This is a genomic window from uncultured Maribacter sp. (assembly GCF_963975365.1).
Classification (GTDB): Bacteria; Bacteroidota; Bacteroidia; order Flavobacteriales; family Flavobacteriaceae; genus Maribacter.
Genome location: NZ_CAXBGF010000004.1, coordinates 30,257 through 48,686 on the forward strand (window position 1 = coordinate 30,257; position 18,430 = coordinate 48,686).

The window sequence follows — 18,430 nt, forward strand, 5'->3', positions numbered from 1 at the left end:
TGACTTTGACGAATATAGATTTATAAGGAGAATTTTCTTTTGTAGTATACACAGCCTAACTAATGAGTTCTGCGATGGTAGCTAAATACGTTAATGATAATTAAAGCCCTTCCTCATAAATTGCCAACCCCAAACCTTATTACATTTTTAATAGTTAATTAAAAAGATTGACATTTAACAATTCCGTTTCTGTTCAGAGTTTCAAGTTTTGTAATGCCATGTATTATATCTTTTCTCAGAACTTATTATTAAGAACAAACTTCTATACTACGCATTAATTCTGATAAATTAAATGGACTTAGAGTTAGAAATAAGGTAAGTATCTAAAACTAATAAATTTCTTAAAGAAATGAAGCGGCAAGTTTTTGTAAAATAAAAACGGCGAATAAATCAGTATATTATGTTTCTATTAAACTCAAAGAGAGTCTAATAAAAACATAATAATTGGACTATAAGAATCTTAATAAATATTCAATAAATCAGGTAAGTTAAAAGGTTACAAAATAATAAATTTTGTTCCTTATTAAGTTCAATAAACCTGTTGATTTTGATGTTTTTAATTCTAAGAAAACATCTTAAATCAGCTATTTTTTATAAGTAAAAGCTATGGCTGGAAGATCAAATCATTGGCACCCACCCCTTCATTTAAAAATAAATAGCTACTTAAATGAGATTTTAAGTGAATAAAATTTAGCTAATATTTTGAAAATAATCTGCTAGATTTTTTTGGCACTTATTTTCCGAAATATCGGCAATAATTTAGGTCTTATTTCCGAAGGTTTTAAGCTTATTTTTTATTCAAATTACCTTTGCTAAAATGGTATTTCTAACCCAAATTTACTGCCAGTTTATTTAGATAAATTAAGCAATTTTAGCACAAAAGAAGAAATGTCTGTTCTTCTGAAATGCGGCTGAAGGTATTAAAAAAATGGACTTTTTTAAGAAATCAAACCCATTCAAATTGCTGTTTCACAACAGAAACCGATCATACCACAACAATAAATTCTTCACTTTGTCACTATAGTGAATATTTGTTATTGGAGAGATTTTTATAGAACGATTTAAATTTTAAATCGATTGCATGTTTTTCTTCAATAAGCATATAACATGACCAAACTGACTAGATTTTTAGATTTTACCAAATACATTTCTCTAATGGGAAAACGTTACTCCAAATTTTTCTTATTTATTCTCTTTGTTTTTTTAGGTTCAAAAAATGTCTTATCACAAGTTAAAGTACCTTTTCAAGTACGTTATGAGGCTGATATTCGTGGTGAATTAACCTTCATTGCAAATAATATCGTTAACCGAAATATTCCAGAAACAACACAACGTCAATGGGTTTATAGAAATGGAAGATGGAGAAGGGAATATGTTACTATACCTGCGGTATCGCCTAACCAACCCCTTAATGATACGGGTGGTTCCTCTGATTACAACGATAATTACGACATGCAATATATAGATGTTGATAATGATAATACCACATTTAGTTCAAGTAGCGCAACTTTGACTGTTCCAAATATTGATTGCGCACTAGTAAGGTATGCTGGTTTATATTGGTCTGCTGTTTACGTAAATAATGATAGAAGTAATATAGACGATATTAAATTCAGAACACCAGGGGGGGCATATCAAAATCTTACTGCTGATGAAATTATATTTGATGGAAATGGAGATGCGGATTTTGGGTATTACAGTCCTTATGCCGCTTACAAGGATGTAACTTCAATAGTTGCAGGTATGCCGAACCCAAATGGAGAATATTTTGTAGCCAACGTTAGAGCTAGTTCGGGTAGCAATATTTCAGGGGGTATTTCAGGTGGTTGGAAAATGGTCGTTGTTTACGAAGACCCGAATCTACCAGGCGATAAGTTTATTACCACTTTCGACGGTTATGCCGGTGTTAAATCTGGTGAGAGTGTTGATATCCCAATCAATGGGTTTACTACGTTACCCACACCTTTTCCTGTTTATGCCAATATGGGTGTTGCTGCTTTAGAAGGAGACAATAGAATTGGTGGCGATGGACTACAAATAAATGCAAACGGAACATTTTATACATTGTCAAATGGAGAAAACCCGGCAAATAATTTTTTCAATTCTAGTATAACACTTAATGATGCTCAATTTACCGATAGAAACCCTAATAGTGTTAACACCTTAGGTTGGGATGTAGATTATTTTGAAATACCAAATGGAGGAGCCAGTAATACGATTATTCCAAATGGAGCTACAAGTGCTATTTTAAGGGCTAGTTCATCTCAAGATAAGTATGATATCTTTTTCACTTCTTTTGATGTTGATATAATTGCCCCGAATATAATATTGGAAAAAAGAGTGAATACACCTGGTGGTGTTGATATTACCGGTCAAGGTGTTCACTTGGGCCAAACATTGGATTATGTACTTACTTTCGAAAACATAGGTAACGATGATGGGGTTAATTACACAATTAGAGATGTGCTACCAATTAACGTATCTCCGCCAGATGGGCGTAGTTTTTTTAACGCATCTGATTTTTCATATCCTGCTGGAGTAACGTATGTTTATAATCCTCTTTCCCGTGAGATTATATTTTCAATTCCAGATAATTATGTAGAAGATGAAGATTCTGAATATTCAATTCGTTTTAGAGTACAAGTAGCAGAGAACTGTTTCGATTTTATAAATGCATGTTCAGATTTAATTCAAAATATCGCATATGGTACATATCGTGGCGAAGACAATTCAGCTCAGGTTACCGACGACCCAAGTGTTACTGATTTTAACTCTTGTGGTTTTACTGTACCAGGAGCAACAAACTTTCTTTTAGATGACCTATCTGATTGTACTTTTAATAGAACTATTGAGCTTTGTGGTACAAGTGCTGTTTTGAATGCTGGAGATGGTTTTGATTCTTATGTTTGGTATCGCGATACCAACGCTAATGGAACAATAGATGCAACTGATATTGAAGTTAATGACGGTGACCCGGATAATGACCCTAGCACACTAGTTGTTACAGCTGTAGGCACCTATATCGTAGATAAAATTGTAGCAGATCCCTGTAAAGGCTTTCTAGAAGTGATTACGGTTGAGCCATTTGGTTCAGGAAGCTTACCTAACCCGGTAACGGAATACTTCAACGAAGTAAATGGGGACACAGATCCTTCTAATGATATACCAGGAGAAATAGTTTTCTGTAGTATTGATAATTCTTTTATACCAAAGATATTCTTATGTGGTATTAACGATTCTCAACCTTTAGCAGTAAATATTGTAGATGCGCAAAGTGTTACATGGGAAATATTAGATGAAGGTAGTTGTGCTCCTGTCGGTGAAGATTGCGCCAATAAAGCACTTACATGTTCTTGGAGCGAAGTTGGTAACGGTAGTAATTACCTTTTAAATGCTCCTGGTGAGTATAGACTATCTGTTGTTTATCAGAACGGGTGTACAAGCCGTTTTTATTTTAAAGGTTTTCAAAATAATTTAGACATAGATTTTAGTAATAGAGATATTGTTTGTGCTACAGATGGTAATATTACTATTACAAACTTAGGAAACGGGTATGGATATCAACTTGTAGATAATGATACCGATAATATTATTGTTCCTTTTAGTTCGAACAACGGCCCTAGTTTTGATTTTGCAACTGGTGAAAATGGATCATATAGAATAGAGGTTACTCAGCTTGATATAAATGGAGATCCAATACAAGACGCTTGTATTTTTACGACCCCTGTTATTGGTGTTTTAGAGCGCGATATAGCTTATAATATAAATGTAACTCCAGAAACTTGCTTTTCCCTAGGCACAATAAACTTACAAGTAAATAATGCTGATGCTGTTTATGAGTATGAGATAAGACTTGATGATGGTACAAATGGAGGTTCTGGCACTTTACTTGATAGTGAAAATGGCCAAATAGATAACAACTTTACTTTTAATGATTTAAGCGCAGGAGATTATATTGCTATAATTAGAACTGCAGATGGTTGTTCTTATAGCGAAAATGTTACTATAATTGATGAAAACGATCTAGAACTAACGGCAAGGGTTTCTCAACATATTACCTGCAGAGAAGGTAATATTTTAATGGAGTCCGTAGGGGGCAAGACGCCTCATACTTATGCTATTTGGACATATGTTGATGAATCTGGCACTACCGTTACTTCTTATCCAACCTATGCGGATATACCGCCGACCAATTTTCAAACTAGTCAAATATTTGACATTTTTGACCCAGGTGATTACACCTTTGTGGTTTTGGATAGGAATGGTTGTTATAAAGAATCTAATACGGTATCTATAGAGTTTCAGCCTGCTGCAGAATTTAATGCAATAACCATAGTGGATGTTAGCTGTTTTGGTGAATCTAGCGGTAGAATTCAATTTAATTTGGTTGATGACAACGGTTACCAATTAACATTTTCTTTATTCGATTCAGATGATCAACCATTAGGTGAGAACGGGTCAGGGTTTTTCCCAAATTTAACTGAAGGCGATTATAGAGTGGTTATTAACCAAAGAAAAGGAAGTGCCTCTTGTGACTACGAAGAAAATTATTTTATTAGTGCCCCATCTGCAGTAATACAAGGCAATACAGTTTTAATTCAAGACTATACTTGCTTGCAAGAAGGTATTATTGAAGCCCAAAATGTTGCTGGCGGTACTGCACCCTATGAATATAGTATTGATGGAATTAACTTTATTCCTGATACGACTGCAAATGCACATCGTTTTGAAAACTTAACTGATGGTACATATACCATTACCATTAGAGATGCTAACGACTGTACTTTTATTACAAATCAAATTGTAATTGACAGACCAAATCCACCAACGGATTTAACTATTATAGAATCTCAAATTTCGTGCCCGGCACAAACGGCAAATTTAACAGTGAACGTTATAAATGGGACTGCACCATATACGTATTCAATTATTGCACCTTCTACCATTGGACCAACAAGCACCACAGGTAATGAGGCGGCTTTTAACGGTTTAGCGCCTGACACGTATACTGTAAGGGTTACCGATGCCGATGGTTGTTTTTATGATGAAAACTATACCATAAATGTTATTAACCCAATATCAGCTAGTGGTACAACAGTACAACCCATAAGTTGTTTTGGTGCTGCCGATGGTAGTATTCGTTTTAATGTAAATTTCCAAGCTGGTCAAAACTTCACATACACAGTAACAGGTCCAACGGGAGTTGTTAGAACTGGAGGAACTCAAGCCGTAATAGATAATATTACAGGTTTAGTTGCTGGCGATTACACTTTAGATATTGTAGATACCGATACAAATTGTACATATACCGTTACACATGAATTAGAGGGACCAACTTCTGCCTTAACTATTTCAAGTTTAACAGAAACACAACCAAGTTGTTTAATAGATGGTGGTGTAAGTATTAGTGCTACTGGAGGATGGGGAAGTTATACCTATACCTTGAACAATCCAGATACTTCGCCATTTGGAAATAACACTACAGGTTCGTTTAGTGGATTAACACAAACAGGAATTTATAATGGTACTATTACTGACGCCAATAATTGTAGTATACCCTTTTCTTTTGATTTGAATCCGGCAACCGCTCCAGTTTTAGAAATAACTCCAAACCAAGATTGTTTCGATGATGCTGTTTTATTGACCTTGACAGCAAGTGTAACTTCTGGTGGTGATGGTAATTTTGAATACAGCTTAAATGGAGGACCTTTTAGTGGATCTAATGTTTTTTCCGGACTTTCATCTGGCACTTATACTATCGATGTAAGAGATGGTAAAGATTGTACAGGATCTAATAGCATAACAATAGAACCAGAGTTAACCGTTATCTCGAGTGCGAGCGCAATTACGGCTTGTGGTACGGATACCGATATCGATATTACCGCTGCAGGTGGGGATGGCAATTATGTGTATGCGGTTGTTGTCGATGGCGCAATACCTACAGCTGGTGATTTCGCAACGGCGAACCCTGTGACCGTTACCGGTGCAGGCGACTATGACGTATATGTAAGGGACAATAACGGCAATGCGGGTTACTGTGAGTCCTCCTATGATATCACCATTGTCCAGGACGCTCCAGTGGCAGCAACACCGACGGTCGTTGACGTTACCTGTTTTGGAGGCAACAATGGTAGTATTTCATTGGCACCTTCTGGTGGCGAGGCCCCATATACTTTTAGTATTGATGGCGGTACAACTTTTGGGTCTATAGGTACGTTCAACAATCTTACGGCCGGTACTTACGATGTCAGGGTAAGGGACGTCAATAATTGTGAACTGACATTATCCGTTCCTGTTGACGAATTGCCTGAATTGATCGCTGAGAGCGTTCAAACGGAAGATTATACCTGTAATCAACTAGGAGAGATTACCGTTGGCAGTGTAGCCCCTACAACAGGTGGTTCAAATAGTTATCAGTATAGTTTAAATGGAGGGACCTGGACGGCAGCGACCGCCGCAGGAGCGGTTTTCGCGAATTTGACCGACGGTACCTATACCGTTCAAGTAAGGGATGCCAATAATATCGGGTGTGTGGTAAGCCTTCCCAATATTGTGATCGCGCCTTTACCTATAGAACCTGCCTTAAGCAGCAGTGTTGCTTACAATTGTGACGGATCTGGAAATATTACGATACTTCCTAGCGATCCATCGTATACGTACAGTATCGATGGCAATGTCCCACAGGCGAGCAATGTGTTCAACAATGCGATTGTTGGCCAACATACGGTTACTGTAAATTACGGTAGTGAATGTACGTCCGACATCATCATAGACGTTGAGCCGGGCAATGCCTTCGAGGCCTCTATTTTATCATATAAGGATTTGGATTGTAATGCCGACAATTCGGGATCCATTACTTTCGAAGTGGATAATTTTGGACCTGGCGGTTATGAGTATAGCCTGGATAATTTCTCCAGTATACTTGGAAACACGACCGTTTCTCCACAGACCATTTCTGGACTTTCCGCAGGTAACTATACCATATATGTTAGGGACGTGGACAACCCGATTGCCGGTTGCACCGTAATATTAACTCAAACAATATTGGAGCCTACGGTTGTTGTTGCCGATGCGAGCATCACCCAACAATATACCTGTGACAATGGCGGGGCCACCATTACGGCAAGCGCCTTGGGCGGTACCCCAGGGTACGAATACCAATTGGAGGACAATGTTGGCGGAATCATAGCTGCATATCAGGGCAGCACAACATTTGGCGGATTACCAGCGGGCGATTACATCGTACGTGTTATGGACGCAAATGGATGTATAGACCCTATAGACAGTGCAATTACAATAAATGCCCCGGTCATACCTGTTTTCACTTTAACGGAAACTATGTGTTATAGTGGAAGCAACGATGCGACCATTCAAGTAGATGTAACTGCCGGGAACGGAAATTATCTTTTCAGGATAAACGGAGGAACTTATGTGGCTCCAAGTCCGGTAAGCGCAACAACGTATACCTTCACGGGGCTATCAAGTGGGCCATATACGATAGAGGTAACCGACCAATATGGTTGCGATACCGCATCCCAGACGGTAACAATAGAACCAGAGTTAACCGTTATCTCGAGTGCGAGCGCAATTACGGCTTGTGGTACGGATACCGATATCGATATTACCGCTGCAGGTGGGGATGGCAATTATGTGTATGCGGTTGTTGTCGATGGCGCAATACCTACAGCTGGTGATTTCGCAACGGCGAACCCTGTGACCGTTACCGGTGCAGGCGACTATGACGTATATGTAAGGGACAATAACGGCAATGCGGGTTACTGTGAGTCCTCCTATGATATCACCATTGTCCAGGACGCTCCAGTGGCAGCAACACCGACGGTCGTTGACGTTACCTGTTTTGGAGGCAACAATGGTAGTATTTCATTGGCACCTTCTGGTGGCGAGGCCCCATATACTTTTAGTATTGATGGCGGTACAACTTTTGGGTCTATAGGTACGTTCAACAATCTTACGGCCGGTACTTACGATGTCAGGGTAAGGGACGTCAATAATTGTGAACTGACATTATCCGTTCCTGTTGACGAATTGCCTGAATTGATCGCTGAGAGCGTTCAAACGGAAGATTATACCTGTAATCAACTAGGAGAGATTACCGTTGGCAGTGTAGCCCCTACAACAGGTGGTTCAAATAGTTATCAGTATAGTTTAAATGGAGGGACCTGGACGGCAGCGACCGCCGCAGGAGCGGTTTTCGCGAATTTGACCGACGGTACCTATACCGTTCAAGTAAGGGATGCCAATAATATCGGGTGTGTGGTAAGCCTTCCCAATATTGTGATCGCGCCTTTACCTATAGAACCTGCCTTAAGCAGCAGTGTTGCTTACAATTGTGACGGATCTGGAAATATTACGATACTTCCTAGCGATCCATCGTATACGTACAGTATCGATGGCAATGTCCCACAGGCGAGCAATGTGTTCAACAATGCGATTGTTGGCCAACATACGGTTACTGTAAATTACGGTAGTGAATGTACGTCCGACATCATCATAGACGTTGAGCCGGGCAATGCCTTCGAGGCCTCTATTTTATCATATAAGGATTTGGATTGTAATGCCGACAATTCGGGATCCATTACTTTCGAAGTGGATAATTTTGGACCTGGCGGTTATGAGTATAGCCTGGATAATTTCTCCAGTATACTTGGAAACACGACCGTTTCTCCACAGACCATTTCTGGACTTTCCGCAGGTAACTATACCATATATGTTAGGGACGTGGACAACCCGATTGCCGGTTGCACCGTAATATTAACTCAAACAATATTGGAGCCAAACATTATTTCTGTTAGTAACGTAGAAACTCAACCTAGTTGTGTTGATCATGGTTCAGTTATAATAACTGCTTCAGGTGGTACAGGAGCATTTTCATATGAAATTGAATTGCCTGATACTTCCACTACGGGTGCACAAGGCAGTAACTTGTTTACTGGTTTAAATCAATTAGGGTTGCATATAATAACTGTTACTGATGCAAATGGATGTATGGCTACCGATACTTTTACTTTGGTTGCGCCATCTTTACCTACAGCTAGTATTGACCCAACTTCAGATTTGTGCTATGATTCATCTAACCCTGGATCAGCAACTGTTGTCATCGGAGTTTCTGGTGGTTCGGCGCCATATGTATACAGAATGAATACTGGCGCATATAAAACATCGAATGATTTTGCAAACCTTATACCAGGTAATTATACTTTTGAGATTAGAGATGCAAATGGTTGTACGGACAATTTATCATTTACTATTGAACCACAATTAACCGCTAATGTGGTGTTAACGAAAGATATCGACTGTTCGATTTCACCAGATGCAATTTTAGATTTGCAGGTTAATGGAGGTTATTCGCCCTTTACCTATGAATTGCAAATTGATGGAGGTAGTTATATTGCATACATTGGTTCTTTCCCTTACTCAACGCCAACACCTGGTTTATATAGATTTAGAGTAACAGATGCCCAAGGTTGTAGTGCAGAATCAAATGAAATAACGGTAACCGGAACAGTCAATCCTTTTGCTACCACTACAATAACTCAACCAACTTGTTTTGGGGATACTAATGGTATTGTAGAAATAAATATTGACCCTAGCTTTGGATCGTCACCATACGAAGTAAGTTTTGATGGTGGTCCATTTTCAAATCAAAAAATTTACCCAGGATTAGCTGCTGGATCTTATACCTATATTGTTAGGGATAATAAAAGCTGTACGTTTACAGACACAGTAATTGTAATCGATTCAGTATTATTCGATGCAAATGTAGTAGCTACAGATGTTAGTTGTGGCGTATCGGGAGATATACCAGGTAAAATAGATATTACTATTACTAGTGGAGGGGCGCCGAATTTTACCTATACCTTATACGATAATCAAAATAATGTTGTAATAACTACAGGACCAAATCCTATTGTAAATACTTCAGCCACAACTGCAACTTTTGATGGTTTGGCATTCGGCGATTACTATGTTAGGGTTTTAGATGCAAATGGGTGTGAGTATTATGAAAATCCAGTGAGGGTTCTTTCAAATCCATACCTTTCTGTTGACGCCATTGTACCTGCGGTTAGTTGTTTAACAGGCGGAACTGTAGATTTATTGGCAAGTGGAGGTTCAGGAAATTATGTCTTTACTATTTACGGGTCAGGAACTACTCCGAATACAGAAACTTCTGGTCCATTGGTTGGTGAAGAAAGCGCTACCTATACTGGCCTAAATCCTGGTCAAACTTATGTTTTTCAAGTTATAGATACCGATACAAACTGTTCAAGTTATTTGGAGGTTGAAATTCCAACATTATCTTCAATTGATGTTGTTGCTAACCCAACGATTACAGACGTAGCTTGTTACGGGGATACAGACGGTTCAATTGCTTTTCAATTTGAAGGGTACGACGCTTCCGTTACCGCAATTAATTATGAAATTAGAGAATCTATAACAAATACTCCTTTAGGAGGCACTTACTCTGGAACAGTGACGGGTCCTAACGGCCCAGGGCCTACTCCAACCGAGACGGTAGGCAATATTCCTCCTGGTGATTATGTTTTATTTTTTAAAGAAGCATCTAGTCCAGATTGTACCAATACATTTGAATTTAGAATATTAGAACCAAATCCTGTTTCCTTATCTATTGTTGATCAAAATAATGGGTACTGTACTGAGTATGCCAACATAACTGTTATTGCCAGCGGTGGTAATGGATCTTACACCTATGCTTTTGTGGAAGATGGGGTATCACCCGTATCAGGCGATTATGGCATTAGTAATTATGCCGAACTGGATCCTTCCGTGAATACAGATTGGGATGTCTATGTAATGGATGGTAATGGCTGTTTAACAGCCAGTCCTTTGAGTTTCGTTATTTCAGAAGACCCCTCTCCGGTAATTTCAGCGGTAGTTACTAACCAATGTGCTGCTAATGAAGGTGAATTTGTAATAGAGGTTACATTGGATGGAGTGGGAATTCAACCTTATACTTTAAGTGTTAACGGAGGTTCGTACCAGTCTTCTATGCTTACGACTCTAGGCACTACACACCAGTTTAATAATTTAAGTTCAGGTAATTATACAGTTGAAGTACGAGATTTTAATGGTTGTGGTAATCTTGAGACCTTAGAAATTTATAAGCCAACTTCAATTACAACCGAAGTAACTACACAACCTTCTTGTATAGGTTTCGATGGCGAGGCTTTGATAACTGCATATGGTGGTTCAGGTGTTTATATGTATGAATTATTCGATGCAGGTGTAAGTGTAAATGGATCACCTCAAGCATCTCCGATTTTTACAGGTTTAGAGCCAAAGACATATCAAGCATTCGTATACGATCAAATTCTAACAGGTTGTGACAAATCTGTAGATCTCGTATTAGAAGTACCAACGGCTGTTTTATTTACTACTTCTGCAACAGATGTAAGTTGTTTCGGCGGTAATGATGGTAGTATTGTTGCTGTGCTTAACCCAACAATGGACAACCCTCCATATACATATCAATTATTCACCGACCCTACGCCATTATTACCATACAACCCATTAAGGATGTTACCTGAAGGGCTAGTACAGAATACCAATATATTTTCAAATTTATCGGCTAATGATAATTACGTAGTCAGAGTTTATTCAGATAGAGGATGTTTCTTAGATGTATATGAAGTAGTATCAGCACCATTGGAGATATTGAACATTAATGCTGATGTTGTCGAATTCGGTTGTACCGTTGGCAACAATACAAACAATGCTACGATAACCATAGATGGTTCTTCCATTACGGGGGGTAGCGGCAATTATGTGATCTATGAGTTCGTGGATGGCAGTTCGGCCATAGTGCAATCAGGGGCATCTAACGTGTTGATCGTTACGGACAGGACTGGCGACACGTACACCATCAATGTATATGACGACAAAGGATGTTCTGGCAGCACAACGGCTACCGTACTTCCTTATGATGAGATGACAGGTGCTACGGCAGCAGTGACCACTACGGTTACCTGTGCGCCAGGTAGTGACGGTGTAATTACGGTTACGGCGACATCTACGGCTAGCGACAATACTAAATATGAGTACAGTATCGATAATGGTACAACGTATGTATCAACCAATGTGTTTAGTGGATTGTCCGCCGGAAACTATAATTTCTTGGTAAGACATACCGATACGGGCTGTACCGTTACGGCTTCGGCAAGAATCGAGGAGCCGAACACGTTTACCATCGATGTGGTTAAGACGAGCGATGTAGTTTGTTTCGGAACGGCTACGGGCGAAGTGACCTTTGAATTGATCGATGCTACATATGCAACAGGGTTTGATTGGGAAGTTTTCTTAACAGATGGTACGTCTGTTACCAGTGGTTCGGAAGCTGCCAACGGCCCAACACCAATTGTTAACTTGGGTGTGGGCGAATATTACGTTTCTATATCACAAGCAAATAATCCATTCTGTACAAATGTTGAATATTTCAATATTGCAGGACCCGATGCTGATATCAGTGGAGCAACTGCGGTAACCGATATTACTTGTGTACCAGGCAATGATGGAACCATAACGATCATCGATGTTGTCGGCGGATGGGGCGGATACACGTATTTTGTGGATACCGTAGCACCTACCTTACCAACGGATTATGTGGCTGGCGCTTCGTTCACGGGACTTGTTGCCGGTACGTACCAGGCATGGGCACGTGATGCACAGGGTTGTGAAAGATTAATTCAGGACAACATTGTACTTGATGTACCAACCGCAATAGCGGCAACGTTACAAGTGAACCAAGAAAATTGTACGAACCTACAAGGTGAAATAGAAGTGTCTTTACCAACTGGCGGACAGGGAAGCAACTATACCTACCAATTGATTATGGACGGAACCGATTTCCGTGCACCACAGAACACGAGAGTATTCTCTGGATTGGGAGCTGGTAGTTATGAAGTACTTGTTACGGATCAATGGGGTTGTAGTTTTACAACGCCTGCAGAAGTGTTATACGAACAATTAAGCGCCACTACTTCAGTGGATAAAGCTATCGATTGTACGTTGACCCCCGGTGGAACGATAACGGTGAACGTAACCGGTGGTTCAACCAACCTTGAGTTTGTGATGACTGCTCCAACGGGTCCAACTGTTACCCAGGCGAACAACCCGACCTTTACAGGTCTAGTTGATGATGGCACCTACAGTTTCTTGGTTAGGGATTTAGATACTACAAACCCGGTTTGTGAATTAATGGTAACGCAAGAGTTGGTTCCTGCTATATTACCGGTATTTGCAGAAACCCATATTGATATTACATGTTTTGGATCTAACGATGGTTCTATTACCTTGACACAAACTGAAAATGGGGTAAATCCATTAACGTTTACGATATCTCCTGCAGCGGGCACGTTTAACGCAAGCAGTAATACGTTCGAGAATTTACCACCTAACACATATAGTATTACTGCAACGGGAACGAATGGTTGTTCAACAACCATTACAGGTATAATCATCGTTGAACCATTGGAGATATTGAACATTAATGCTGATGTTGTCGAATTCGGTTGTACCGTTGGCAACAATACAAACAATGCTACGATAACCATAGATGGTTCTTCCATTACGGGGGGTAGCGGCAATTATGTGATCTATGAGTTCGTGGATGGCAGTTCGGCCATAGTGCAATCAGGGGCATCTAACGTGTTGATCGTTACGGACAGGACTGGCGACACGTACACCATCAATGTATATGACGACAAAGGATGTTCTGGCAGCACAACGGCTACCGTACTTCCTTATGATGAGATGACAGGTGCTACGGCAGCAGTGACCACTACGGTTACCTGTGCGCCAGGTAGTGACGGTGTAATTACGGTTACGGCGACATCTACGGCTAGCGACAATACTAAATATGAGTACAGTATCGATAATGGTACAACGTATGTATCAACCAATGTGTTTAGTGGATTGTCCGCCGGAAACTATAATTTCTTGGTAAGACATACCGATACGGGCTGTACCGTTACGGCTTCGGCAAGAATCGAGGAGCCGAACACGTTTACCATCGATGTGGTTAAGACGAGCGATGTAGTTTGTTTCGGAACGGCTACGGGCGAAGTGACCTTTGAATTGATCGATGCTACATATGCAACAGGGTTTGATTGGGAAGTTTTCTTAACAGATGGTACGTCTGTTACCAGTGGTTCGGAAGCTGCCAACGGCCCAACACCAATTGTTAACTTGGGTGTGGGCGAATATTACGTTTCTATATCACAAGCAAATAATCCATTCTGTACAAATGTTGAATATTTCAATATTGCAGGACCCGATGCTGATATCAGTGGAGCAACTGCGGTAACCGATATTACTTGTGTACCAGGCAATGATGGAACCATAACGATCATCGATGTTGTCGGCGGATGGGGCGGATACACGTATTTTGTGGATACCGTAGCACCTACCTTACCAACGGATTATGTGGCTGGCGCTTCGTTCACGGGACTTGTTGCCGGTACGTACCAGGCATGGGCACGTGATGCACAGGGTTGTGAAAGATTAATTCAGGACAACATTGTACTTGATGTACCAACCGCAATAGCGGCAACGTTACAAGTGAACCAAGAAAATTGTACGAACCTACAAGGTGAAATAGAAGTGTCTTTACCAACTGGCGGACAGGGAAGCAACTATACCTACCAATTGATTATGGACGGAACCGATTTCCGTGCACCACAGAACACGAGAGTATTCTCTGGATTGGGAGCTGGTAGTTATGAAGTACTTGTTACGGATCAATGGGGTTGTAGTTTTACAACGCCTGCAGAAGTGTTATACGAACAATTAAGCGCCACTACTTCAGTGGATAAAGCTATCGATTGTACGTTGACCCCCGGTGGAACGATAACGGTGAACGTAACCGGTGGTTCAACCAACCTTGAGTTTGTGATGACTGCTCCAACGGGTCCAACTGTTACCCAGGCGAACAACCCGACCTTTACAGGTCTAGTTGATGATGGCACCTACAGTTTCTTGGTTAGGGATTTAGATACTACAAACCCGGTTTGTGAATTAATGGTAACGCAAGTATTAGATGCTCCGATAAATCCGGTTTTATTAGATGCCACACTAGTAAATGTGAGTTGTTTTGGGGGTAACGATGGTAGTATTAGGGCGAATATTGACCCAGTTACTAATGTGAATCCTGCATACCAATATGAATTATATGAAATCAGTGATTTAGTTACTCCGATTGTTCCTGCTCAAACAAACCCTTTATTCACTGGCTTAGTAGAAGGAGATTATCAAGTAAGAGTAATTTCAAGTAGAGGTTGTGAGGGTATTAGGAATGAAACCATTACTCAACCCATCGAATTAACGGTTAGTGCGGTTGCAACAGAATTCAGTTGTTCACCAAGTAACAGTGTTAACACCGCAAGAGTTACGGCAACTGCTGGTGTAGGTACTGGAACAGCACCATATTTATATAGTATTGATAATGTAATTTTCCAATCATTAAATACATTTAACATTACAGATAACGGTAGTGCGCAAACTATTGATGTATATGTGAAAGATGCAAAGGGATGTACAACGTTTGATACCGTAACAGTTCAACCTTTAAATACATTCACAGCAACTGTAACACAAGATGTTGAAATAACGTGTACTAATGATGAAACTGTTATCATTACCGTAACAGATAATGGCTTAGCACATAACTATGGGTATGAGTTATTACCAATTGGTAATGGCACAGGTACTTTGGTTAGTTCGACAGCAATATCTGCAACATTTTTATTAAATGCGGTTGGGTCGTATGTATTTAGAGTTACTGATTTAGATACAGGTTGTTATGTAAATACAGCTAGTTATACCATTGCACCGTTTGACTTTATTACGGCTTCGGCTTCGGCTACATCAGCAGTAACCTGTTTCGGTGAGTTAAACGGAAGCTTGTCAATTGATATAGATGGATATAATGGGGATTATAATTACGAAGTTTTTGATACAGCGGGAAACATAGTTATACCTTCAACTGCATCCAATACCAGTGTAAACCCAAGAACAATAAATGGCCTTTCTGGTGGAAATTACTTTGTTCGAATTACGGAAACAGCGGTTCCATTATGTTCGGAAGACACAAATATTGTCACTATTTCATCTCCGGACAGACCTTTAAGTGGAGCGGTTACAGTAGTAGCAGAAGCAACTTGTTCAGATGATATGGGTGAAATAAGAGTAGTGCCACAAGGTGGTTACAAGCCATATGATATTGTGTTAACCAATACCACAACTGGAGATAGTTATTCTATGGATGATGTTCAAGAAGGGTTATTTACCATACTTTCAGCGGGTGATTATTCAATTAGCATTACCGACAACTCAGGTTGTATCGTTAATTATACAGAAACAATGACTCCAGCAACGCCAATTGTAGCTAATGCTACACCATTGGTTACTGACTTAGTTTGTTTCGGTGATACAGGTGCTACAGTATCTGCAATTGTAACAGGTGGTGGTAGTGGCACTTATAGATATCAGTTAAATTATTACGACGCAACTGGGTCAACGATAACATCAACTACAGGAGCACAAAACAACTCTAATTTTAATGATTTAGGAGTTGGTATTTACAGTATTACAGTTGTTGATGGTTGGGATTGTGATACGGTTACAAATACTGTTGAAATTACTCAACCTACAGAAGTACAGGCTAGCTTGTTAAGAACGGATCCTTTAACCTGTTCAACAGGCGCTGAATTTGAACTTACGGCAACTGGCGGAAGCGGTACATATGAATATAGTATTGATAATATTAACTTCTTGCCAATGACAAGTAATCCATTAGGATTGCCTGAAACAGGAATATTTCAAGAAGGTACATATCAATATTATGTTCGAGATGCAATTAATGGTTGTGAGGCTGTAATTTCAAATGCAATAACTGAAACAGAAATAGCACCATTGATTTTAACTGTTGATAATACTGCTGCTTCAGTGAACTGTACCGGTGAAAACACAGCAATTATCTTTGCAACGGCACAAGGTGGATTAGGAAACTATCAATATGAATTGTTCACAGATAGTTCTTTAGATGTGGCATCACGTATTGCAGGTCCTCAGTCACAAGGTGTATTTAGAGACTTAGGTGCAGGAACATATTATGTAACAGTAATAAGTCAAGATTGTACAACAGCTGCTGAAGAATTAGTTATTGTTGAGCCTACTCCTCTTTCTTATACTGAGAATGTAATAGATGTGACTTGTGCAGGCGAGAATGATGGTGAAATTACAGTAACATTATCAGGTGGTTCTGGAGGTTACCAATATGCGATCTCTCCTAACTTGAACCAGTTCTTTAATAATAATACATTCACAGATCTAGAACCTGGTGAGTATACGATAATCGCACAAGACCAAAATGGTTGTTTCGAATATCTAAATTACACTATTTCAGAACCGGCAAGTTTAGTGGTGTCTGCAGAAACTACACCAGAAATTTGTGTAGATAGTCAAGATGGCACGATAGTTCTTGAAATTAGTGGCGGAACAGCTCCTTATAGTACAGCGTTGAATTCTAGTGATGATGCAGATTTTGTACTTAATAGAACTGATTTCTTCGATATGGCCTCAGGAGAGTATATAATTATTGTAAAGGACGCAAATGGTTGCGATACTAACGTAGTGGTTGAAATTGAGAGAGGTGTTAACCTAAATGCTACTATTGAACCGATTTATGAATGTTCAGGTAATACTCCAAGTAATTATGTGAATATAACGCTAGAAGATGATAGTGTTATAGGTGAGGTATTATATGCTATAGACTCTGTCGACCCTGCCGACCTACAATTGAATCCTGATTTCAGAAACACAACACCTGGCAACCACTATATTACAATAGCTCATGCAAATGGCTGTATACAGACAATTGACTTTGTAATAGAGGCGTTTGACCCGTTAGTTCTAAGTTTAGAACAACATAACTTGAATGAGATAACGGCTATTGCAGAAGGAGGAAGAGAAGAGTATACCTATTACTTCGATGGCATCGATAATGGAAATAAGAATACTTTTTATGTTACCAGAACAGACACGTACGAAGTTCGGGTTGTAGATCAAAATGGTTGTGAGTCAATTGCATATATTTTTATGGAATTCATTGACATTGAATTGCCTAATTTCTTTACCCCTGACGGCGATGGACAGAACGATTTTTGGATACCAAGAAACATGGAACAATTTCCAGAAATACTAATAAAAATATTTGATCGTTATGGTAGAGTAGTTTCAGAACAATCGGCAGATTCAGAAGGTTGGGATGGTTTATACTCTGGTAAAGAATTACCTACAGGAGACTATTGGTATGTAATCAAATTGAATGGAGAAAGAGATGAAAGAGAATTTGTTGGTCACTTTACCCTATATCGTTAATATTTAACCTAAAAAG

The 18,430-nt window shown here is 39.5% G+C and carries 1 protein-coding gene; it reads left to right on the forward strand.

Annotation, left to right across the window (positions count from 1 at the left end; translation table 11 throughout):
• Positions 1 to 1,107: 1,107 nt before the first annotated feature.
• Positions 1,108 to 18,414 (forward strand): T9SS type B sorting domain-containing protein, encoded by a 17,307-nt coding sequence (locus AACZ49_RS06355; RefSeq protein WP_339652752.1) that lies wholly within the window; start codon positions 1,108 to 1,110, stop codon positions 18,412 to 18,414.
• The last annotated feature ends 16 nt before the right edge of the window (positions 18,415 to 18,430 follow it).